Annotated in this window: 22 protein-coding genes; 11 read left to right on the top strand and 11 right to left on the bottom strand. The window is 67.7% G+C overall.

What is annotated here, in order from left to right:
- Positions 1-13: 13 nt before the first annotated feature.
- Genes OU996_RS18185 through OU996_RS18170 form a run of 4 tightly spaced genes read left to right on the top strand, consistent with a single transcriptional unit; the run spans position 14 to position 3,348 of the window.
- A complete protein-coding gene (locus OU996_RS18185; protein WP_267583000.1) occupies positions 14-502 on the top strand; it encodes a (2Fe-2S)-binding protein in 489 nt (162 codons plus the stop codon).
- A gap of 6 nt (positions 503-508) precedes the next feature.
- Positions 509-1,315, top strand: coding sequence for an FAD binding domain-containing protein (locus tag OU996_RS18180; RefSeq protein WP_267582999.1), 807 nt, complete (start codon positions 509-511; stop codon positions 1,313-1,315).
- 18 nt (positions 1,316-1,333) lie between these two features.
- A complete protein-coding gene (locus tag OU996_RS18175; RefSeq protein WP_267582998.1) occupies positions 1,334-1,681 on the top strand; it encodes an ArsC family reductase in 348 nt (115 codons plus the stop codon).
- Between the two features lie 59 nt (positions 1,682-1,740).
- A complete protein-coding gene (locus OU996_RS18170; RefSeq protein WP_267582997.1) occupies positions 1,741-3,348 on the top strand; it encodes a peptide chain release factor 3 in 1,608 nt (535 codons plus the stop codon).
- 12 nt (positions 3,349-3,360) lie between these two features.
- Here the strand turns inward: OU996_RS18170 and OU996_RS18165 are convergent, their stop codons facing one another.
- A complete protein-coding gene (locus tag OU996_RS18165) occupies positions 3,361-4,512 on the bottom strand; it encodes a sensor domain-containing diguanylate cyclase (protein WP_267582996.1) in 1,152 nt (383 codons plus the stop codon).
- Between the two features lie 85 nt (positions 4,513-4,597).
- The gene (locus OU996_RS18160) at positions 4,598-4,987 is read right to left on the bottom strand and encodes a L,D-transpeptidase (protein ID WP_267585747.1); all 390 of its coding nucleotides are present in this window, start codon (positions 4,985-4,987) and stop codon (positions 4,598-4,600) included.
- Between the two features lie 290 nt (positions 4,988-5,277).
- Between OU996_RS18160 and OU996_RS18155 the strand changes: the two genes are divergently transcribed.
- From OU996_RS18155 to der, 5 genes are all read left to right on the top strand, one after another.
- Positions 5,278-5,847, top strand: a complete 570-nt coding sequence (locus tag OU996_RS18155) for an NnrU family protein (RefSeq protein WP_267582995.1) — start codon at positions 5,278-5,280, stop codon at positions 5,845-5,847.
- 34 nt (positions 5,848-5,881) lie between these two features.
- Positions 5,882-6,703, top strand: coding sequence for a 3-methyl-2-oxobutanoate hydroxymethyltransferase (gene panB / locus OU996_RS18150; protein ID WP_267582994.1), 822 nt, complete (start codon positions 5,882-5,884; stop codon positions 6,701-6,703).
- 154 nt (positions 6,704-6,857) lie between these two features.
- On the top strand, positions 6,858-7,556 hold the full coding sequence (locus OU996_RS18145; protein WP_267582993.1) for a tetratricopeptide repeat protein: 699 nt from the start codon (positions 6,858-6,860) through the stop codon (positions 7,554-7,556).
- Between the two features lie 10 nt (positions 7,557-7,566).
- Positions 7,567-7,842 carry a hypothetical protein gene (locus tag OU996_RS18140; RefSeq protein ID WP_267582992.1) on the top strand — a complete coding sequence of 92 codons (276 nt, stop codon included), beginning with the start codon at positions 7,567-7,569 and terminating at the stop codon, positions 7,840-7,842.
- A gap of 21 nt (positions 7,843-7,863) precedes the next feature.
- Positions 7,864-9,225 carry a ribosome biogenesis GTPase Der gene (gene der, locus OU996_RS18135; protein ID WP_267582991.1) on the top strand — a complete coding sequence of 454 codons (1,362 nt, stop codon included), beginning with the start codon at positions 7,864-7,866 and terminating at the stop codon, positions 9,223-9,225.
- Here the strand turns inward: der and OU996_RS18130 are convergent.
- On the bottom strand, positions 9,207-10,364 hold the full coding sequence (locus tag OU996_RS18130) for a glycosyltransferase (protein WP_267582990.1): 1,158 nt from the start codon (positions 10,362-10,364) through the stop codon (positions 9,207-9,209). The two genes, der and OU996_RS18130, sit on opposite strands and share 19 nt — an antisense overlap.
- 384 nt (positions 10,365-10,748) lie before the next feature.
- On the opposite strand from OU996_RS18130, the gene OU996_RS18125 reads away from it, so the two are divergent.
- The gene (locus OU996_RS18125) at positions 10,749-11,687 is read left to right on the top strand and encodes a DMT family transporter (protein WP_267582989.1); all 939 of its coding nucleotides are present in this window, start codon (positions 10,749-10,751) and stop codon (positions 11,685-11,687) included.
- Here the strand turns inward: OU996_RS18125 and OU996_RS18120 are convergent.
- The 5 genes from OU996_RS18120 to radA all read right to left on the bottom strand — a co-directional run bounded on the left by OU996_RS18120 (position 11,662) and on the right by radA (position 16,652).
- A complete protein-coding gene (locus OU996_RS18120; RefSeq protein WP_267582988.1) occupies positions 11,662-12,420 on the bottom strand; it encodes an SDR family NAD(P)-dependent oxidoreductase in 759 nt (252 codons plus the stop codon). The two genes, OU996_RS18125 and OU996_RS18120, sit on opposite strands and share 26 nt — an antisense overlap.
- Before the next feature lie 16 nt (positions 12,421-12,436).
- On the bottom strand, positions 12,437-12,853 hold the full coding sequence (locus OU996_RS18115) for a VOC family protein (protein WP_267582987.1): 417 nt from the start codon (positions 12,851-12,853) through the stop codon (positions 12,437-12,439).
- A gap of 14 nt (positions 12,854-12,867) precedes the next feature.
- Positions 12,868-14,367 carry an amidophosphoribosyltransferase gene (gene purF / locus OU996_RS18110; RefSeq protein ID WP_267582986.1) on the bottom strand — a complete coding sequence of 500 codons (1,500 nt, stop codon included), beginning with the start codon at positions 14,365-14,367 and terminating at the stop codon, positions 12,868-12,870.
- A 104-nt stretch (positions 14,368-14,471) separates the two neighbouring features.
- Positions 14,472-15,053 (bottom strand): CvpA family protein, encoded by a 582-nt coding sequence (locus OU996_RS18105; protein WP_267582985.1) that lies wholly within the window; start codon positions 15,051-15,053, stop codon positions 14,472-14,474.
- A 108-nt stretch (positions 15,054-15,161) separates the two neighbouring features.
- The gene (gene radA, locus OU996_RS18100) at positions 15,162-16,652 is read right to left on the bottom strand and encodes a DNA repair protein RadA (protein ID WP_267582984.1); all 1,491 of its coding nucleotides are present in this window, start codon (positions 16,650-16,652) and stop codon (positions 15,162-15,164) included.
- A gap of 346 nt (positions 16,653-16,998) precedes the next feature.
- On the opposite strand from radA, the gene OU996_RS18095 reads away from it, so the two are divergent.
- Positions 16,999-17,382 (top strand): hypothetical protein, encoded by a 384-nt coding sequence (locus OU996_RS18095; protein WP_267582983.1) that lies wholly within the window; start codon positions 16,999-17,001, stop codon positions 17,380-17,382.
- Here the strand turns inward: OU996_RS18095 and alr are convergent.
- The 3 genes from alr to OU996_RS18080 form a co-directional block, all read right to left on the bottom strand.
- A complete protein-coding gene (gene alr / locus OU996_RS18090; protein ID WP_267582982.1) occupies positions 17,364-18,479 on the bottom strand; it encodes an alanine racemase in 1,116 nt (371 codons plus the stop codon). The two genes, OU996_RS18095 and alr, sit on opposite strands and share 19 nt — an antisense overlap.
- Positions 18,480-18,507: 28 nt before the next feature.
- Entirely contained in the window at positions 18,508-19,992 is a 1,485-nt protein-coding gene (locus tag OU996_RS18085) for a replicative DNA helicase (RefSeq protein ID WP_267582981.1), read from the bottom strand.
- Between the two features lie 165 nt (positions 19,993-20,157).
- Positions 20,158-21,417 (bottom strand): SAM-dependent methyltransferase, encoded by a 1,260-nt coding sequence (locus OU996_RS18080; protein ID WP_267582980.1) that lies wholly within the window; start codon positions 21,415-21,417, stop codon positions 20,158-20,160.
- Between the last annotated feature and the right edge of the window lie 48 nt (positions 21,418-21,465).

The raw sequence follows: 21,465 nt of genomic DNA, 5'->3' as shown, positions 1-21,465 counted from the left end.
CGGGAGCAAGCCGATGCAAACCATCACCCTTACCGTCAACGGCGCGCCCGTCACCCTGACGGTCGACTCTCGAACGCTGCTGGTTCAGGTGCTGCGTGACATGCTGGCGCTGACCGGCACCCATGTCGGCTGCGACACCAGCCAGTGCGGCGCCTGTACCGTGCATGTCGATGGCGAGGCGGTGAAGTCCTGCGCGATCCTCGCCGTGCAGGCGGATGGAGCCATCGTCACCACCATCGAGGGCATCGGCACGGCGGAGCACCTGCATGCCATGCAGGCCGCGTTTCGCGAGCATCACGGCCTGCAATGCGGCTTCTGCACGCCTGGCATGATCATGGCCGGGCTCGACATGGTCCGCCGTCATGGCCCGTCACTGGACGAGCCGACGGTGCGGGCTGAGCTGGAGGGCAACATCTGCCGCTGCACCGGCTACCACAATATCGTGCTGGCGATCATGGCGGGCGCCCGGGCCATGGCGGCCATTCCTGTCGCGGCGGAGTGAGCCCGCATGTTCCCTTTCCTTTATCACCGCCCCGCCGACCTCGCTGCCGTCCAGGCGCTCATCGCCGCCCAGGAGGAGGCAAAGCTGCTGGCGGGTGGGCAAACCCTTATCGCGACCTTGAAGCAGCGCCTGGCGAGCCCGAGCGATCTCGTCGACCTCGGCGCCGTGCCCGGGCTCGCCGGCATCCATCGCGAGGGCGATACGCTGGTCATCGGCGCCATGACCCCGCATGCGCAGGTTCACGCCTCCCCCCTGATCCACGAGGCATTGCCGCCGCTCGCCGAACTGGCAGGCCTGATCGGCGATCCGGCGGTGCGCAATCGCGGCACGATCGGCGGCTCCATCGCCAATAATGACCCCTCCGCCGACTACCCCGCGGCGTGCCTGGCGCTCGACGCGACGATCGTGACGGATCGCCGGGAGTTGGCTGCGACGGCGTTCTTCCGCGATTTGTTCGAGACCGCTCTGGAGTCGGGCGAAATCATCCTGCGCGTCGTCTTTCCGCTCGGCGGCGCCGGGGCGTATGAGAAATTCCCCAATCCCGCCTCGCGCTACGCCATGGCCGGCGCCTTTGTTTGGCGCGGGGAAGCGGGCGTGCGTGTCGCCATCACCGGCGCCGGTCAAGCGGGTGTGTTCCGCTGGGAGGAGGCTGAGAGGGCGCTGACGGAGACGTTCAGCCTCGCCGCCTTGGAGGGGCTGACCCTCGATGGCGACGCCATGATCAGCGACATTCATGGCACCGGCGCCTATCGCGCGCATCTCGCCGGCGTTATGACGCGCCGTGCCGTGGCGCGGCTCGCCGCCCAGGGCTGAAGGCGGGCGGAGGACGACATGGCGGTCACGATCTACGGCATCAAGAACTGCGACACGATGAAGAAGGCGCGGGCCTGGCTCGACGCGCAGGGCGTTGCCTATGCCTTCCATGACTACAAGACGTCCGGCATCGACGCCGCCCACCTTGCCGCTTGGGCGGGAAAGGTCGGCTGGGAGACGTTGCTGAACCGCGCCGGCACAACGTTCCGCAAGCTCGACGAGGCCGACAAGGCGGGGATTGACGAGGCCAAGGCGCTCACGCTGATGCAGGCCCAGCCCTCGCTGATCAAGCGGCCGGTGCTGGAGGCGGACGGGGCGCTGCTGGTCGGATTCAAGCCGGAGACCTATGCGAAGCAGTTCGGCTGAGCGCGGCGGAATTCCTGCCGCCTCTTGATCCGCGGCGGCTTCCCTGCCATTTCCCGCCCATGAACGCGCTTTCCAATTCCGCCGCCTCGCCGATCGCGCTCGAAGTGGCGCGCCGCCGCACCTTCGCGATCATCTCGCACCCGGATGCGGGCAAGACCACGCTCACCGAAAAGCTGCTGCTGTTCGGGGGCGCGATCCAGCTCGCCGGGCAGGTGCGCGCGAAGAAGGACCGGCGCTCCACCCGCTCGGACTGGATGGCGATCGAGCGTGAGCGCGGCATCTCGGTCGCGACGTCGGTGATGACCTTCGAGTTCGCCGGCCATGTGTTCAACCTGCTGGACACGCCGGGCCATGAGGACTTCTCGGAGGACACCTACCGCACGCTGACCGCCGTCGACGCGGCGGTGATGGTGATCGACGCGGCCAAGGGTATCGAGGCCCGTACGCGCAAGCTCTTGGAAGTCTGCCGCCTGCGCGACATTCCGATCATCACCTTCATCAACAAGATGGACCGCGAGAGCCGCGATCCCTTCGAGATCCTTGACGAGATCGAGAAGACGCTGGCGCTCGACACCTCGCCGATGACCTGGCCGGTCGGGCGCGGGCGCGACTTCGTCGGCACGATGGATGTCGCGACCGGCGGCATGCGCCTGCTGGACGGCGATGAGGGCAAGACCGGGCCGCTGCGCAGCATGAGCATGGCCGAGATCGCCGCCCTCAACGTCACGCTCGACGAAGCGGCGCTCACCGAGGAACTCGGTCTGGTGCGCGAGGGCTGCAATCCCTTCGACCTCGAGTCCTTTCTCGAGGGCCATCTCACGCCGGTCTATTTCGGCTCGGCGCTGCGCAATTTCGGCGTCGGCGACCTGCTGGAAGGCCTCGGCAAGTACGCCCCGCCGCCGCGCGCGCAGGACGCCGACAAGCGCCGCGTCGAGGCGGAAGAGCCGCGCATGACGGCCTTCGTCTTCAAGATTCAGGCGAATATGGACCCGAACCACCGGGACCGCATCGCCTTCGCGCGGCTGTGCTCCGGCAAGCTCCAGCGCGGCATGAAGGCCAAGCTCGTGCGGACGGGCAAGCCGATGAGTCTCGCCACGCCGCAGTTCTTCTTCGCGCAGGACCGCCAGCTTGCCGAGGAGGCGTATGCCGGGGACGTGGTGGGCATTCCCAACCACGGCAATCTGCGCATCGGCGACACCCTCACCGAGGGCGAGGAGATCAATTTCGTCGGCGTGCCGAGCTTCGCGCCGGAAATCCTGCGCCGGGTGAAGCTGTCGGACGCCATGAAGGCCAAGAAGCTCAAGCAGGCGCTACAGGAAATGGCGGAAGAAGGCGTCGTCCAGGTCTTCCGGCCGACCGATGGCTCGCCCGCCCTTGTGGGCGTCGTCGGTCCGCTGCAGCTCGACGTGCTGAAGAACCGTCTGGAGGCAGAATACGGGCTCGATGTCGGTTTCGACATGTCCGAGTTCCAGCTCGCCCGCTGGGTCTCTGCGGCCGATCCCAAGCGCCTGGACGAGTTCGCCGCCGGCAACCGGCTCTCGACCGCCGAGGATCTCGACGGCGACCTGGTGTTCCTGAGCCCTTCCGCCTTCATGATCGGCTATACCGGCGACCGCTGGCCGGGCATCGTGTTCACCGATGTGAAGGACGTGAAGAAGGCGGCATGACGCTGCCTTTGTTCACCCGAACAGGCGCGGCTCGGCGGACATCACCCGGTTGCGCCCGCCGCGCTTGGCGGCATAAAGCGCCTTGTCGGCCTCGCTGAGCACCTGCTCGAAGGTGGCGCCATGGGCCACGCCGAAGGCGAAGCCGGCGCTTGCGGTCGAACGGAACCCCGCCATGCCAAGGCCAGCGGCTCGCCGCGTGAAGGCGTGGCAGATTTGCTCGGCGAGCCGGAGCGCCTCATCGGCGGAGGCGGCGAAGGTCACTAGCGCGAACTCCTCCCCGCCCAGCCGCGCCATCAGGGCGCCGGTGGGAGCATCGCGCATCATGGCCTGCGCAAAGGTCTCGATGACGCGATCTCCGACGGCATGGCCATGCGTGTCGTTGATGCTCTTGAAGCGGTCGATGTCGAACACGATCACCGCGGTTTCCTGTGCCACGGGGGCGGCGGAAAGGGCATCAAACAAGGCGCGGCGATTCATCAGGCCGGTGAGTGAATCGGTCATGGCCGCACGGTGGAGTTCGCTCGCGAGCCGTGTCTGGTTGAGCGTGAGAGTGACGGCGCCAATGCCGGGCACGCAGGCGATCATCACCAACAGCGACAGATCCTCGGCCCAGCCATTGGGGGCCGCTGCGAGGGTTGGGCGACCGTCGATCGCCACCATCAGGCCGCACAGGGCAAAAGAGGCGCCTGTGATTGCGTAGAGCGCACACAGGCCACTGATGGCGGTCGGAGCGTGGCTCCGGGCACCGGCATATTGCCAGGCGATGAAAAACAGCAGCGCCGCCGCCGTGAAATTGACCGGCACGAAGCCGAGGCCGGTATAGCCTGCCATCAAAGCTGGCAGCGCAACCAGATTGGCGAGGACGGCGGTGATGATTACCAGCCGGCGCGGCGAGCGGTGGGTGCGAAAGCGATAGCCGGCTCCCACCAGCACGGCGAGGCCGGTCATCACCGTCCCGAAGGCCGGCACCGCGATCAATTCATGCGGGCTGACGACATAGAAGCCATAGAGCAGCAGCCCCGCCCCGCATAGCGCTCCGCCCGCGGCACAGGTGAGCAGGAATGAGTCCTTCGGGTTCATCAGCCAGCTGATGAAGATCATTCCTGAGAGACAGGCGGCGGAGATGCCCACGGCGGCCAGAAGGGTGACGTAGTCGAGCAGCATCGTTGAGGGTCTGAGCCTTCCGTATCCCGCGCGGCCATCGCGGCCCGGCAGCGAGCCTCACCGTTCCGCGCCGCTCTCGCCACCGTCAGCGCGTGATGACGATGTCCGTATTAACCCGTCCGACCTCGCTGACAAGCGCGAAGAACGTAGCGGCATTCTGCGGATGCAGCCGCACGCAGCCATGGGAGGCGGGTCGGCCGAGCCGGCGCAGGTCGCTCGTGCCATGAATGGCATAGCCGCCATTGAAGAAGATAGCGTAGGGCATCGGCGCGTTGTCGTACTTCCGGGAGAAGTAGCGGCGGTGCATACGGTAAGGCTGAAAGTTGCCGGTGGGCGTCCTATACCCCTTGCGCGCCGAGGAGATCGGCCACGTGTAGCGCCGCCAGCCATCGACCCACACTTCCATGGTCTGGGTGGAGATGTCGATGTGAGCCTTCACCTCGCGCGGGGCGGTAGGGGAGATTGACGCGGGCATCGCGGTGAGCGCGACCTGGGGCGCGTATTGCTGCGCGTTACCTTTTGAGGCATGCGCAACACACAGCAGCAGCGTCGCCAGCAGGACCAGAAGGGTACGCGTCACCAGCCTCTCCCATCATTGCGTGCAGTCTGACACGGCTTGCGATTGCCGGGGAGCGCGCTCGCCAAACATGGTTTACCCAAGGGCGCCCAATGCTTGTCCGTGGCGACCCTGCGCGGCGGTAAGTCGGATGGCGCGGGATCTGGAAACGATCTAGCTTCCGGCGCCTTTCACCAATGGAGCGCCCCATGATCCTGATGCTCGCCGGCCTCGCCCTGTTTGTTGCGATCCATCTCGTTTCCGCGCGCCGCAAGATGGCGACGGCCGCGGGCGCGATGCTGGGGACGACGACCTATCGCGTGCTGCATGGCGTGCTTGCCGCCACGGCCGTGCTGATGATGGCCTATGGCTTCGGCCAGTGGCGCGCCGAGGGGCCGACCCAGCTCTATGACCCGCCGGTGGGGCTGCGCCACCTCGCGCTTCTGCTCATGCTGATCGCCTGCATCGCCGCCGTCGCGGCACTGGTGCCAAGCCACATCAAGGCGTGGCTGAAGTTTCCCTTCCTCGTGGCGATCAAGACCTGGGCGCTGGCGCACCTCATCTCTAACGGCGATGCCGCGACGGTGACGTTGGCGGTGGTCATCCTCGCCTGGGCGGTCGTGCTGCGCATCATGGCCAAGCGCAGCAATCGGCCGCTGCCGGTGGCGCCGGCGGGCTGGGGCGGCGACCTCGTTGCGATCCTGGGGGGTGTCGTGCTTTATGCCGTCCTCGCCTTCGGGCTCCACCCCTACATCATCGGGGTGCCGGTAATGGGCTGACAAGCCCTAGAAGAACAAGAGGAAACGCTCCGACATGTCGGTCCAGTCCGCCGCTCGCCGCCTCACCGCCCCGGACATTCGCGCCAAGAAGGGCGGCGAGCCCATCGTCTCGCTCACGGCCTATCACGCTCACACGGCCCGGCTCATCGACCCGCATGTCGACTTCATGCTGGTCGGCGATTCGCTGGGCATGGTGATGCACGGCATGGAGACTACGGTGCCCGTCACCGTCGAGATGATGATCCTGCAGGGGCAGGCGGTGATGCGCGGCTCGTCCCACGCACTGGTGGTCGTCGATCTGCCGTTCGGCTCCTATGAGGGGTCGCCCCAGCAGGCCTTCGCCACCGCGTCGCGCGTGCTGAAGGAGACCGGCGCCGGAGCGGTGAAGCTGGAGGGCGGGCGTCGCATGGCGGAGACCGTGCGATTCCTCGCCGATCGCGGCGTGCCGGTGATGGGCCATGTCGGCCTCACCCCGCAGGCGATCAACACGCTCGGCTCGTTCAAGGCGCTGGGGCGCGATGAGGCGAGCGCGGCGCTGATCCTGGACGATGCGCGCTCCATTGCCGAGGCGGGCGCCTTTTCCATCGTGCTCGAGGCTATCTCCGAGCCGCTGGCGCGGCAGATCACGCAGGAAGTGGCGCCGCCGACCATTGGCATTGGCGGCTCTGTCGCCTGCGACGGCCAAATTCTCGTGCTGGAGGACATGCTTGGGCTCTCCGACCGGGTGCCGCGCTTCGTCAAGAAGTTCGCCGATATCGGGCCGGCCATTGGCTCGGCGGTGGAGGCCTATGCGAGCGAAGTGCGGGCCCGCAGCTTCCCCGGACCGGAGCATGTCTACGCGCCAAAGAAGGCATGAAGCCCCGGCGCGGCGCGGATTTGCGCGGCTTTACCGTAGCACCGCGCCGCGATTTGCCTTGTTGAGGCCGCATCGCTAGTTTACGCGGCCTTTCGCGACCGGTGCGCAGCCTCTGCCGCCGGTGCCCTTCTGACGACCTGCCCACGGACACGACATGGCCGACATTTTCCACGAGATCGACGAGGATCTGCGTCGCGAGCGTTTTTCGCGGCTCTGGAGCCGCTATGGCGCCTATCTCATCGGTCTTGCCGTGCTGATCGTTCTCGCGGTCGCAGGCTGGCGCGGCTATGAGTGGTATCGCCTTCAGCAGGCGCAGCAGGCCGGTGCGCGTTTCGAGGCGGCGTTGCAGCTTGCCGCTCAGGGCAAGACCGCCGAGGCCGAGACCGCCTTCGCCGCGCACGAGAAGGACGCCCCCGCCGGCTACCGCACGCTGTCCCGTTTCCGCGCCGCTATCGAGCTGTCGAAGACTGACACCAAGGCCGCGATCGCCGAGTTCGACGCGCTCGCGGCCGATGCGGGCGTTGGCCGGCTGATGCAGGATGTGGCGCAGGTGCGCGCCGCCATGCTCTTGGTCGATACCGCGCCGCTCAGCGAAATCGAGAGCCGCGTCAAGCCCTTGGACACGCCCGATGGCGCCTTCCGTCATTCCGCCCGCGAGCTGATCGGCCTCGCTCAGTACAAGGCCGGCGACTACAAGGCCGCCACGGACACCTTCACGGCGATCCTGAATGACGGCCAGAGCCCGCCCGGCCTTCGCCGCCGCGCCGAGCTGATGCGCACGCTGGCCAGCACGCAGGTGGCGCCCGCCGCAGCGGCCGCGGGCACGCCGGCCCCGGCGCCTGCTGTTCAGTGAGGAGAACCCGATGACGAACCCCGTTTCGCCGCGCAGGCCGCGGCTGCGTCGCGCGTTGGCCCTGCTGCCCGTTCTCGGGCTCGCCCTGGCCGTTTCCGGCTGCGAGACGCTCGACAAGATGAACCCCTTCAATGAGAAGGAAAAGCCGCTGCCGGGCGCGCGCGCTCCCGTGTTCCCCGAGGGCGTTCCGGGCGTCGACTACAATGCGCCCCCGCCGCAGCCGGCCAATTCCGCGAAATACGACACGCCGACGGCGGCGCCCGCGCCGGCCGCTTCGACGCAGTAAGGCGCTTGGAGGCGCCTTTCCATGACCATTACCGTCGCCATCGTCGGCCGGCCGAATGTCGGAAAATCCACGCTTTTCAACAGGTTGGTCGGAAAGCGGCTGGCGCTTGTCGATGACCGCCCGGGCGTGACTCGCGACCGGCGGGAGGGAGATGCGCGGCTCGGCCATCTCTCCTTCCGCGTCATCGACACGGCGGGTCTGGAAGAGGCCAAGGCGGAGTCGCTGGAAGGGCGGATGCGGGCGCAGACCGAGGCGGCGATCAGTGACGCCGACGTGCTGCTGTTCCTCATCGACGCCAAGGCCGGCATCACGCCGATCGACCGCACCTTTGCCGATCTCGCCCGCAAATCCGGCAAGAACACCATTCTCGTCGCCAACAAGGCTGAGGCGAAAGGGGCTATGGCGGGCTCGCTGGAGGCCTATTCGCTCGGTCTGGGCGATCCCGTGGAGCTCTCCGCCGAGCATGGCGACGGCATGGTGGACCTGCTTCGCGCGCTCTCGGTCTATGTGGCCGATGAGGACGATGAGGTGGACGATCAGGCCGATGAGACCGAAGAGGAGCGCGCCCGCCGGCCGATCCGCGTCGCGGTTCTCGGCCGCCCCAATGCCGGCAAGTCGACCCTCATCAATGCCATCCTCGGCGAGGACCGGCTGCTGACCGGACCCGAGGCCGGGATCACCCGCGATTCGATTTCGGTGGATGTCGAGCACCACGGAGTCGCCCTTCGGCTGTTCGACACGGCGGGCATGCGCAAGCGCGCCCGTATCGAGGACAAGCTGGAAAAGCTCTCCGTCGCCGACGGCCTGCGCGCCGCGCGTTTCGCCGAGGTGGTGGTGGTGCTGATCGACGCCACCCACCCCTTCGAGGAGCAGGATCTGCGCATCGCCGACCTTGCCGAGCGCGAGGGGCGGGCCGTCGTGATCGCGCTGTCCAAGTCCGATCTCGTGAAGGACCAGCCGGGCATGGCCACGCGGATGCGCGAGGAGGCCGACCATTGGCTGCCGCAGGTGAAGGGCGCCCCGGTGGTGATGGTCTCCGGTCTCACCGGCGAAGGGCTCGACCGTCTGGTGCGGGCCATTCAGCAGACCTACCTGGTGTGGAACCGCCGCGTTGCCACCAACCCGCTCAACCGCTGGCTGGGCGAGGTGACCAATGACCACCCGCCACCGGCGGTGTCCGGCCGGCGCATCAAGCTGCGCTACATGACGCAGCCCAAGGCCCGCCCGCCGAGCTTCGTGCTGTTCTGCTCGCGTGCTGACGCGCTGCCGGAGAGCTATCTGCGCTATCTCGTCAACAATCTGCGCACCAGCTTCGACCTGCCGGGCGTGCCGATCCGCCTGACGCTGCGCGAGAAGGACAATCCCTACGCCGAGAAGGAATGAAGCAGCCGCGCGAGCGGCCGGACGCAGGCTCGCTTGAGGCTGCGGACCAGCCCGCGCGCGCAGGTGAGGGCGCTGCGGAGCCGCCGTTGGGAGCGACGCTCCGGCGGCTTGCGGCGATATTGCTCGTGCAGATGCGTCGCCAGCAGCCGCTCCTGCGCGATCATCGGATCGGCGGCGAGCTGTGCCGCGCGGGCGGCATTGTCGCCTCCGGCTGTCGCCAGCAGCGCGTCCAGATAGGGCTCCAGCCGGTAGCGATCCAGATCTGTGGGTCCGAGCGTCTGCGTGAAGGCCCGCCCGGCCGGGTAACCCTCGACGATCTCGTGCGCCAGCGCGCTGGCATCCAGCCGGCGTTCGCAGCAGCGGCCGGTGAAATTGTAGCGCGCGGCGCGGGCGATGTTCGCCGCGCTGAGATAGCCCGGCCCGCCGAAATGATCGTAGACGAAGACCGGCACGCGGGCGGCGAGCGCGTAAGGAATGGTCTTGCCGATGCTGATGACGACATCGCTGGCCGCGACCATCTCGGGCGTGAGCAGCCGCTGCCCGCCCTGCGAGGCGCCGAGGCGATGCACCGTGTAGTCCTGCTCCAGAATATCCAGAGCGCCCATCAGCGCCGGGTCGCTGTGGTTGGTGACGGCGGTGATGGTCGTCAGCCGGGCGCCCGCCGTGCAGTCCGGGCGGAAATAGGCGGCGGGGGCGGCGTTGTGGAACACGGTGACGGGGGCGGTAACGCCCACCTCGACGAGCCGCTCCGCCGTCAGTTCTGAATTCGCGAGATAGCCGTCGGCCAGAATCCGGTCGTGGAGCCAGCCGCCGCTTTCCATGAAGGTGCGCCGGCCGAGCTTGCCGAACACGACCGCCGTGCGCGCGCGTGAGGCGGCATCGAGCCGGTAGTCGAACAGGCCAGCGACATGGTGCTGGAGATAGACGAGATCATAGGCGAAGGGGGCGATGGCGGCTGGATCGGTGACGATCGCGATGCCGAGCCGGGTGTGGAAGAGATCGGCGATGGGCGGGCCGGCCACGCTGGCGAAGACCGTGACGTCGTGCCCGCCGGCGCGGAAGTGCTCGGCCATTTCCAGCAGGATCCGCTCGGAGCCGCCGATTGTGACGAGATAGGCATTGGCGAGAAGGATCTTCATCGGCACCGAACAGTCCTGGAGACGCGACGCAGGAGACCGCTCCCGCTTTACCCGAATTGCCGGAACGCTTCATCCTGATGTGCCCAGCGCCCTCTGTCGGGCATGCCTTATGCGCGGGCCGTGCCTATCCCGGCGGTTCGCCCCGCGTGGAGCGGAGGGCGGGGCGCGGCTGGATCGCCCCGCTTCAGGCCGGTGCGCGGACGCATTTGCACGGGTGTTTGTTTCCCTACGCGAAACGAATTTCCTTCGCGTCCGGGGCTAGCGGGTTCTATAATCGCCCTATCCTCGCGGGGCCGCCCGGCACCGCTCTCCCGTTCATTCCGCGCTGACGGCGTGCTCTTGCGGGCGCGTCCCCGGACGCGGCTGTCGTTCCGGACGTCTCCCATGCTGATCGGCATTCTTGCGGGCCTCATGACCGGGGCGCTGTGGGGGCTGGCCTTCATCGCGCCGCGCGCGGTGCAGCCCTTCACCGCCCTCGATATCTCCGTCGTGCGCTACCTGATCTTCGGGGTGGTGAGCGCCGGGCTCATGGTCATCCCGCAGTTCCGCCCCACCGGCCTGTCGCCGCGCATGCTGCTGATGGGCATGCTGCTCGGCGCGGTCGGCACCTTCGGCTATTTCCTCGCCATCTCCTACGCCGTGCTGCTGGCCGGCGCGGTGCTGCCGCCGCTCATCACCGGCACGGCCCCGGTGATGCTGGCGATCACGGCGAATTTTCGCGAGCGGTCGATGCCCTGGGGGCGCCTCGCGCTGCCGCTCGGGCTCATCGCGGCGGGTCTTGGCGTGGTCAATATCGCCAGCCTTCAGGAGGCCCCCTCCGGCGAGGTCGGCAGCCTGCTCATCGGTGTGGCACTTTCGGTCTTCGCCCTGTTCATGTGGATCGCCTATGGCATGGCCAATGCCGTGGTCATGCGCGCCCCCGACGCCCCGGATGCGCTGCGCTGGACCGGCGTGCAGGGCATTGGCTGCGGCCTGCTGGCCTTCCTGCTGCTGCCCTTTGTCTCCAGCGGCCCGGCGATTCTCGATCTCGCCAGCCCGGCGACGCAGCATTTCTTCCTGTGGGCGCTGATGATGGGCGTGGTCACGTCCTGGTTCGGCACCTATGGATGGGTGGTCGCTTCCGAGCGCCTGCCCATGGCGCTCTCGGCCCAGCTCATCGTGGCCGAGACGGTGTTCGGCCTCGCCTATGGCCTAGCGTTCGAGCAGCGCCTGCCGACCATCCCCGAGGCGGTGGGCGGGCTGCTGCAACTGGTTGGCGTCGTGGTGGCGGTGGCGATCTTCGCCCGCCGCCGCATCATCACGCCGGAACCGGGAACGCCTTGAGGCTGCGCGTGGGGAAATCGTAGAGCGCGCCGGTTTCCTCGAAGCTCGGCAGGCACAGTGACAAGATGGCCTCGGCCACTTCCTCCGGCGCCGGCAGCGTCTCGGGATCCTCGCCGGGGAACGCCTTGGCCCGCATCCGCGTGCGGATCGGGCCCGGATTGATGAGGTTCACCTTGAGATTGGCGATGTTCATCACCTCCGCCGCCCAGGTGCGCGCGAGCACTTCGAGCCCCGCCTTGGTGACGGCATAGGTGCCCCAGAAGGCGCGCGCCTTGTGGGCGGCACCGGAGGACACCAGCACGGCCCGGCCGGCGGTGGAGAGGCGCAGCAGCGGATCGAGCGAGCGGATGAGGCGCCAGTTCGCGGTGAGGTTCACCGCCAGCGCGTCGTCCCATTCCTTGGGCTCGACCTGGGCGAGGGGGGTCATCGGGCCGAGTACGCCGGCATTGCCGACGAAGATGTCGAGCTTGCCGAAACGCTCATAGAGCGCGCCGCCGAGCCGGTCGATGGCCGCGCCGTCCTTGATGTCCAGCGGCACCAGGGTCGCTGTGGAACCAGCCTTGACGATGGCGTCGTCCAGTTCTTCCAGCGCGCCCGAGGTCCGCCCGATGGCGATGACATGCGCGCCCGCGGTCGCGAGCGCCAGCGCGGTCGCTTCGCCAATGCCGCGCGTGGCGCCGGTGACGAGAGCGTAGCGGCCGGCGAGCGGGCGCGCGTCGGAAGTGTCGGACATGGCGATTCCTCGAAAGCTAGTCAGCGTCGCTCATTACAACGGAAGGGGCGGAGCGCCGGTGCGGACCGTGAGTAACGGCCTCGATGTTATTGCCTTCGGGGTCGAGCACGAAGGCGGCATAATAGCCGGGGTGGTAGCTGCGGGGCCCCGGAGCGCCATTGTCGCGCCCGCCGGCGGCGAGCGCCGCGGCGTGGAAGCGGCGCACCATGTCTTCGTCACGCGCCTGGAAGGCGAGATGGGCGCGCCCGGTGGTGGGCTCGCCGGGCGAGACGAACAGCTCGTCGGCGAAGAAATAGCCGTCACCCTCGACCAGCGGCACGCCCAGAACCGCCAGTACCGCCGCATAGAAGCGGCGGCACGCATCATAGTCGGCGACCACGAGCGAGACATGGTCGATCAGCCGTCCGCGATGCCACTCGGAAAGCTCGACCATGGCCGCCCGTCCGGTCAGCTCGCTTCGGCGAGCAGCGAGAGCTGGCGCGGGGCCACCTCGCCGACGCGATCGGTGAGCGGGGTCGGGTACTCGCCGGTGAAGCAGTGATCGGTGAATTGCGGGCTCACCGCGTCACGGCCCTCATAGCCCATCGACTTGTAGATGCCGTCGATGGAGAGGAAGGCGAGGCTGTCGGCGCCGATATAGCGGCGCATGCCCTCAAGGTCATGTGTCGCGGCGAGCAGCTTGTCGCGGTCCGGTGTGTCGATGCCGTAATAGTCCGGGTGGGTGATGGGCGGGGAGGAGATGCGGAAATGCACCTCGCGGGCGCCTGCCTCGCGCATCATGCGGACGATCTTGACCGAGGTCGTGCCGCGCACGAGGCTGTCGTCGATCAGCACGATGCGCTTGCCCTCGACCACGGCGCGGTTCGCCGAGTGCTTCATGCGCACGCCCTGGTCGCGGACCGACTGGGTCGGCTGGATGAAGGTGCGGCCGACATAGTGGTTGCGGATGATGCCGAGCTCATAGGGCAGGCCCGAGGCCTGCGAGTAGCCGATGGCGGCGGGCACGCCGGAATCCGGCACCGGCACCACGAGGTCGGCATCGGCCGGGGCCTCGGAGGCGAGGTGCATGCCCATATTCTTGCGCACCTGATAGACCGAGCGCCCGCCGACGACCGAGTCCGGCCGGGCGAAATAGATGTACTCGAAGATGCAGGGGCGGGGCTTCACGGCGCCGAAGGGGCGTAGCGTTTCCACCTTGTCGGAGGAGAAAACGATGACCTCGCCGGGGTCGATGTCCCGCACGTGACGCGCACCGATTATGTCGAGAGCGCAGGTCTCGGAGGTCAGGATCGGGTGGCCGTCGAGCTCGCCGAGCACCAGCGGGCGGATGCCGAGCGGGTCGCGGGCGCCCACCAGCTTCTTGTTGGTGAGGCCGACAAAGGCATAGGCGCCCTCGATGGCGCGCAGCGCATCGACGAAGCGCTCGGTGAAGCGCACGCGCTTCGAGCGGGCGACGAGGTGCAGCATCACCTCGGTGTCGGAGGTCGACTGGCAGATGGCGCCGTCGCGCACGATCTGGCGGCGCAGCGTCAGGCCGTTGGTCAGGTTGCCGTTATGGGCGATGGCGAAGCCGCCGCCGTCCAGCTCGGCGAAGAGCGGCTGCACATTGCGCAGGATGGTCTCGCCGGTGGTGGAGTAGCGGACATGGCCGACCGCGATATGGCCCGGCAGACGCTTGATCGCTTCGCCATCGGAGAAGGCGTCGGAGACCAGACCGAGGCGGCGCTCGGAGTGAAAACGCTGGCCATCATAAGTGGTTATGCCGGCCGCTTCCTGGCCGCGGTGCTGCAGCGCGTGCAGGCCGAGGGCGGTGATGGCGGCGGCATCGGGGTGCCCGTAAATGCCGAACACGCCGCACTCCTCGCGCAGCGTGTCCCCGTACTCGTCGTAATAATCGTTGGCTTCGACGGGTTTCGGCACCCCACCGTCAACGGCTAGTTTGGCCATGTGACCATTGCTCCGCTCTGCGCAGTTCAAGGCTGCGCCCGCTTTCAACTGCTCAATTGCAACGCACGTCGTCCGGGTCGCTGTGCCCCGAAGGCGCGGTCGAATTATGGCGCCGACGGTGTCGTCGCGGGGGCCGGGTTGAACGGCTCCGGCGGCGGCTCGGTCGGCTCTGCGTCCTTCGAGCTACGAATGTCGCGTATCAGGCTCTCGGGATCTTCCGGCAGTATGGAAATGAGCCAGTCACCCGCACTTTGCAAGACCAGCTTGGCGCGCGCGTCGCGAATCCACTGCGGCTGACCCTGTTCGTTCTGGACCAGCCAGTTGAAGAACAGGAAGGCCACCACCATTATCAGGAATCCGCGCGCGAGGCCGAACAGGAAGCCGAGCGTGCGGTCGAGCGCGCCGATGCGGCTGTCGAGCACCAGGTCGGAGATGCGCACGGTGATGATGGAGACGATCAGCAGCGTCAGCAGGAACACGCCGCCGACGCTGGCCGCCATCGCGAAGGTGTCGTTGGTGATGTACTGCTTGGCGAAGGGCAGCACGAGCGGGTAGGCGTAGAGCGTGACCCCGGCGGCGATGACCCAGGAGGCGATGGCGAAAACCTCGCGCACCAGTCCCCGCACCATGGCCAGAAGGCCGGAAATCACCATCACGGCGATGAGGATGATGTCGAGCAGCGTCAAGACGAGCGCACCGTGACCGTGGCGGCTCCCGGTAGGGGAGCGGCGAATCTCAAAGGCGTGGGGCCCCGATTGGAGCCGCGCGAGGTATAGCGCGCCGCGGCCGGGCCGTCATCCCTCTTCGCTCGCGCGTTCCACGCTCTCCTGCGGACGGCCCCGGCGCGGGGCGCGGGAGGCGATGCTGGCGACGATGTCGCCGAGCGAGGCGACGGTTTCCACGGCGAGCCCGGCATCGGCGCTCTCGCGGCCGGCCTTATCACCGGTTGCCTTGTCGCCGGTCGTCTTGTCGTTCATCGCTCCCTTCTCGCGCTCCTTCTTACCCTCCGGCGCGACGGCGCGGTTGAAGCCGAGCTTCGCCGCCTCCTTCAGCCGCGCAGGGGTGTGGGGCACGGGGCGCACGGCGCCGGTGAGGCTGACCTCGCCGAAATACACCGCGTCTGGCGGCAGCACCGCGCCCGAGAGCGAGGAGACCAGCGCGGCCGCGACAGCTAGGTCCGCCGCCGGCTCGGTGATGCGGAAGCCGCCCGCGACGTTGAGATGCACGTCATGCGCGCCGAGCTTCACCCCGCAGCGGGCTTCCAGCACGGCGAGCACCATGGAAAGCCGGCTGGGATCCCAGCCCACCACGGCACGGCGCGGCGTGCCGAGGCTGGTGGGCACGACCAGCGCCTGGATTTCCACCAGCACCGGTCGCGTGCCTTCCATCCCGGCATAGACGGCGGTGCCCGGCGCGCCACGGTCGCGGTTCGACAGGAAGAGTTCGGAGGGGTTCGCCACCTCGCGCAGGCCAAGCCCGGTCATCTCGAACACGCCGATCTCGTCGGTCGGCCCGAAGCGGTTCTTCTGGGCGCGCAGGATGCGGAACTGGTGGGCGCCGTCGCCCTCGAAGGAGAGCACGGCATCCACCATGTGCTCGACCACGCGTGGGCCGGCGATCTGGCCGTCCTTGGTGACATGGCCAACCAGAATGACGGCGGCGCCCATGCGCTTGGCGTAGCGGATGAGGATCTGCGCGGAGGAGCGGACCTGCGTGACCGTGCCGGGGGCGGATTCCACCGTGTCGGTCCACATGGTCTGGATCGAATCGATCACCACCAGCGCCGGCTTGCGGCCTTCCGAGAGGGTGGCGACGATGTCCTCGACATTGGTCTCGGCGGCAAGCTCGACCGCCGCGCCGGCAAGGCCCAGCCGCTCGGCGCGCAGGCGCACCTGCGCCACTGCCTCTTCGCCGGATACATAGATGATGCGATGCCCGGCATTGGCGAGCGCGGCGGAGGCCTGGATCAGCAGCGTCGACTTGCCGATGCCGGGATCGCCGCCGATCAGCAGTACCGAGCCCGGCACCAGCCCGCCGCCCGCCACCCGGTCCATCTCGCTGATGCCGACGATGACGCGCGGCGCGTCCTCCGATGTGCCGGACAGGCTTTCCAGCGCGATCAGCCGGCCCTTGCGGTTGGCGCGCTGGGCCGGGGGCACCGAGCCGCCGGAGGCCTCCTCCTGCACGATGCTGTTCCACGCTCCGCAGGAATCGCAGCGGCCCTGCCAGCGACTGTGAACCGCTCCGCAGACCTGACAAATGAAGCTCGCCGCGCGCTTGGCCATGGGTCTCCTGCGGGTCTCCCGCGTGTCTTGTGCGAATCGCGTGATGCCAGACCGTCATGCAGACGTCAGCGAGGCAGGGCAAGGGGAATGCGATGGCGGGTCACATGTGAGGGCGCGCGTTCCTTCGCCCGAACCGAAAGCCCCATGGCGACGATAGAGGGAGGGTGCGTCGCGATGGTATTATGTTAAGAACGGCCATGCGCGTTCACGCGCTTGTGCCGCCAAGGCTTGCCGTGGCGACGCCGTCGACAGGGCGGCGGTACGGGAATTGCTTTCCATACATTATTACCGCGAAAACCCGAAACATGGGATGGACGCGACCGGCCGGGTTGAATAGTGGACCGATATGGAACAGATCATCGCCCGCCCAAACCACCGTTTCCTGGTGTGGTTATTGATACTGCTGCCGACGACGTTCGGCATCGGTAGCTTAGCGCTGTGGTTCTGGCATCGCTCCTTCGTTTACAAGGTGGACCCGAGCGGGATTTACCTTTGGTCAGGGCGTTTCGTTCCGTGGAAGGACGTTACGGGTCTTCTCAGCCGCAAGAGCTACAGCCATGTCGACCACAATGTGCTGCGGCTCGATGTGCTGTTTGACCAGGGGCGGGGCGTCGTCCTGCCGCGTTGGCTGGAAAATGGCGAAGAAGTCGTGCAGGCCGTGCGGGCGCAGGTTCGCCAGGGGCTCCCGGCCGAGGCGCGGCTGAAGACGCATTACGTCCAGCGTCGGTGAAAGCGCCGGCCGAGCGAGGTCAGGATTTCATAATCGATGGTCTGTGAGGGGTGGGCGAGATTGCCGAGGCCAAGCCCCTCGCCAATCAGCGTCGCCCAGTCGCCCGGCTGAACCGCGTCCTCGGGCACCTCGGTTACGTCGACCGCCAGAAGATCCATCGAGATGCGCCCGATCAACGGGCAGCGCTGTCCGGCCACCACGGCCTCAGCGCCGGGCCGTTCGTCCGACGCGCCGGCAAGACGGGGAAGGCCGTCGGCATAGCCGGCGGACAGGATGGCGATGCGGCTCGGCCGCCGCGCGGTCTGCGCCCCGCCATAACCGACCGTCTCGCCTTCATGCACGTGGCGCAGCTGGGCGATGCGCAGGTCGAGCCGCACGACCGGCTTGAGCGGCGCGATGTCCCGGCGCGGGCGCCCGCCATAGACCACGATGCCCGGCCGCACGAGGTCGAAATGCAGCGCGGCGTCGCCCATGGCGGCGGCGGAATTGGCGAGCGAGGCTGGCACATCCGGGAACAGAGCCCGCACGGCGCGGAAATCCTCGAGCTGGCGGGCGGTGAGCGGGTGGTCGGGCTCATCCGCGCAGGCGAGATGACTCATCAGCAGTGCGAGGGGAAAACCCAGATCGCCGCGTCCCTCCGCGAGGTTGATCGCCTCGGTGGGGGAGAGGCCGAGCCGGTTCATGCCGGTGTCGACATGGATGGCGGCCGGCAGGGCCGCGCCGCTCGCCGTGCAGAAGCCCTGCCAGCGGGCGATCTCCGGCAGGCTGCCCAGCACTGGAATGAGGCGCGAGTCCCGGTAGGCGCCCTCCGTGCCGGCGAACAGGCCGTTGAGCACGAAGATCTCGGCCTCCGGCAGCACGGTGCGCAGCGTGTGCGCCTCGCTGAGCAGCGCCACGAAGAAGCGGCGCGCGCCGGCCTGCCACAGCGCGGTTCCCGCCTGTACCAGTCCGATGCCGTAGCCATCCCCCTTCACCACGGCGGCGACTTCCGCCGGGGCGACGCGGCGGACGATCTCGGCGAAGTTGGCGCGCAGCGCCCCGAGGTCGATGGTGAGCAGGCCGCCGGCTTCGGCGAGGGGGATATGGCTCTGGGTCACGCGGGGCACTCGATTGGGGGCCGGCCGCTCAGTGCTCCGGCAGGCGGTCGTTCTGGGCGAGGTTGGAGAAGCGGGTGAACTGCGCCTCGAAGGAGACCTTGACGGTGCCGGTGGGGCCGTGACGCTGCTTGCCGATGATGACCTCGGCAATGCCCTGCGCCGCCTTCATGTCCTGGTCCCACTTGAACCATTCCTCGGTGCCTTCCTTCGGCTCCTTGCCCTTCAGATAATACTCCTCGCGGAACACGAACATGACCACGTCGGCGTCCTGCTCGATGGAGCCGGATTCACGCAGGTCCGAGAGCTGCGGGCGCTTGTCGTCGCGCGATTCGACCTGACGGGAGAGCTGGGACAGCGCCATGATCGGCACGCCCAGTTCCTTGGCCAGCGCCTTGAGGCCGGTGGTGATCTCGGTGATTTCCTGCACGCGGCCCTGCGACGAGCTCTTGGACGAGCCGGTGAGCAGCTGGAGATAGTCCACCACCATGAAGTCGAGGCCGCGCTGGCGCTTGAGGCGGCGGGCGCGGGCGCGCAGCTGGGCGATGGAGATGCCGCCGGTGTCGTCGATATAGAGCGGGATGGTCTGCATCATCTGCGCGCAGCTCGCGAGCTTGTCGAACTCGTGCTCGGTGATGTCGCCGCGGCGGATCTTGTAGGAGGCGATCTCGGCCTGCTCGGCCAGAATACGGGTGGCGAGCTGCTCGGCCGACATTTCCAGCGAGAAGAAGCCGACCACGCCGCCATCGAGCGCCTTGATCGAACCGTCCGGCAGCGTCTCGGAGCGGTAGGCCGCCGCCACGTTGAATGCGATATTGGTGGCGAGCGAGGTCTTTCCCATGGCCGGGCGGCCGGCGAGGATGATGAGATCGGAGGGCTGGAGGCCGCCCATCATCTGGTCGAGGTCGTCGAGGCCGGAGGCGGTGCCCGACAGATGGCCCTCGCGCTGGAAGGCGCGGCTGGCCATGTCGACGGCTTCCTTCAGCGCGTCGTTGAAGCGCAGGAAGCCGCCATCGTAGCGCCCGGTCTCGGCGAGCTCGTAGAGGCGCTTTTCCGCGTCCTCGATCTGGTCCTGCGGCGTCGCGTCGATGTCCGCGTCATAGGCCTCGTTGACGATCTCCTCACCGATGGCGATGAGGTCGCGCCGCACCGAGAGGTCGTAGATGGTGCGCCCGTAATCCTCGGCGTTGATAATGGTGGTGGCTTCCGCCGCGAGGCGCGCGAGATATTGCGGGGCGGTCATGCCGCCGACATCGAACTCCGCCGGCAGGAAGGTCTTCAGCGTCACCGGGGTGGCGACCTTGCCGGCGCGGATCAGCGCGCTCGCGGTCTCGTAGATGGTGACGTGCAGCGGCTCGAAGAAGTGCTTCGGCTCCAGGAAGTCCGAGACGCGGTAGAAGGCTTCGTTATTGACCAGGATGGCGCCCAGCAGCGCCTGCTCGGCCTCGATGTTGTGAGGCGCTGTGCGGTAAGTCGTGTCGGGCGCCGCCGGGGGGCGGGCGGAGGAATCGAGCATGGCGTATCCGGGTGTGCAGAGGCTGGGCTACAGCTAACGCCACCCCGGCGACCGAGTCCGGGCGAATCGCGTGCGTCCTATTTTGTCTTGTGGAGCGCCTGTGGAAAGCGGAATCCCGCTTGACGCGATTCCGCTCCGGCAGGGCTGGTAGCCGGCTCCGACCCTTCACTCGCCGGCGAGGCGCAGGCCGGGGCGGTGGCGGTTCTCCATCCGGGCGAGCGCCGCCTCGGCCTCGGCGATGTAGCCGCGCGTCATCGGCACCACCCCCTCGCGCTTGGCGAGCTGGAACTGGAAGATCATCATGCCCTGATGGCGGAACGCCATCTCGGAGGAGGCGAGGTAGAACTCGAACATGCGCACGAAGCGCGCATCATAGAGCCGCTCCACCTCCTCGCGATGGGCGAGGAAGCGCTCGCGCCAGGCCTTCAGCGTCTCGGCATAATGCAGGCGCAGGATCTCGACATCGGTGACATAGAGGCCCGCCCGCTCGATGGCCGGCAGCACCTCCGACAGCGCCGGGATGTAGCCGCCGGGGAAGATGTATTTGGCGATCCACGGGTTGGTGATGCCGGGCCCTTCCGAGCGGCCGATGGCGTGGATGAGGGCGACACCGTCCTCCTTGAGGAGGCTCGCCACCTTGCCGAAATATTCATCGTAATGGCCGACGCCGACATGCTCGAACATGCCGACCGAGACGATGCGGTCGAACGGCCCCGGCGTGTCGCGGTAATCCTGCAGGCGGAACTCGGCCCGCCCGGCAAGGCCGCGCTCCACCGCGCGGTTGCGGGCGACGCCGAGCTGTTCCTGCGAGAGGGTGACGCCGGTGACGCGGGCGCCGGCATTCTCCGCCAGATAAAGCCCCATGCCGCCCCAGCCGCAGCCAATGTCGAGCGCGGTGAGGTCCGGCCGGTCGAACAGCAGCTTGGCGGCGATGTGGCGCTTCTTGGCGAGCTGCGCATCGTCCAGCGACTGGTCCGGCCGCTCGAAATAGGCGCAGGAATATTGCCGGTCGGCATCGAGGAAGAGCGAGTACAGCCGGCCGTCGAGATCGTAATGGTGGGCGACGTTCTGCTGCGAGCGTTCACGCGGGTTGAACTGGGCGAGGCGCCGGAACAGGAAGCGGAGCTTCATCAGGAACTTTGCGCTGGCGCTGGGCACCGCGAGGCCGACCTGCGCCATGAGCAGGGCCAGCACCTCGGCGAGATCGCCCTGTTCGATGACAAGGCCGCCTTCCATATAGGCCTCGCCGAGTTTCAGTTCGGGATCGAGACCCACCTGGCGCTGCCATTCCGGTGAGGTGAAGCGCATCGCGAGCGCCGGGCCGCTGCCATCGCCGAAGGTGGCGCGACGGCCGGAGGCGAAGGTGACGGTAAGATTGCCGCGCCGCACGACGCGGGAGATGACCTGCAGAAGCACCCTTTCCATGGTCCACTCCGACCACAGGCAGTCCTTCGGCGGCCAGCCATTGCGGCC

The organism is Ancylobacter sp. SL191, assembly GCF_026625645.1.
In the GTDB taxonomy this organism is placed as follows: Bacteria; Pseudomonadota; Alphaproteobacteria; order Rhizobiales; family Xanthobacteraceae; genus Ancylobacter.
Note: the sequence above shows the minus strand (reverse complement) of the source record. Positions and strands in the feature narration are given on the sequence as shown.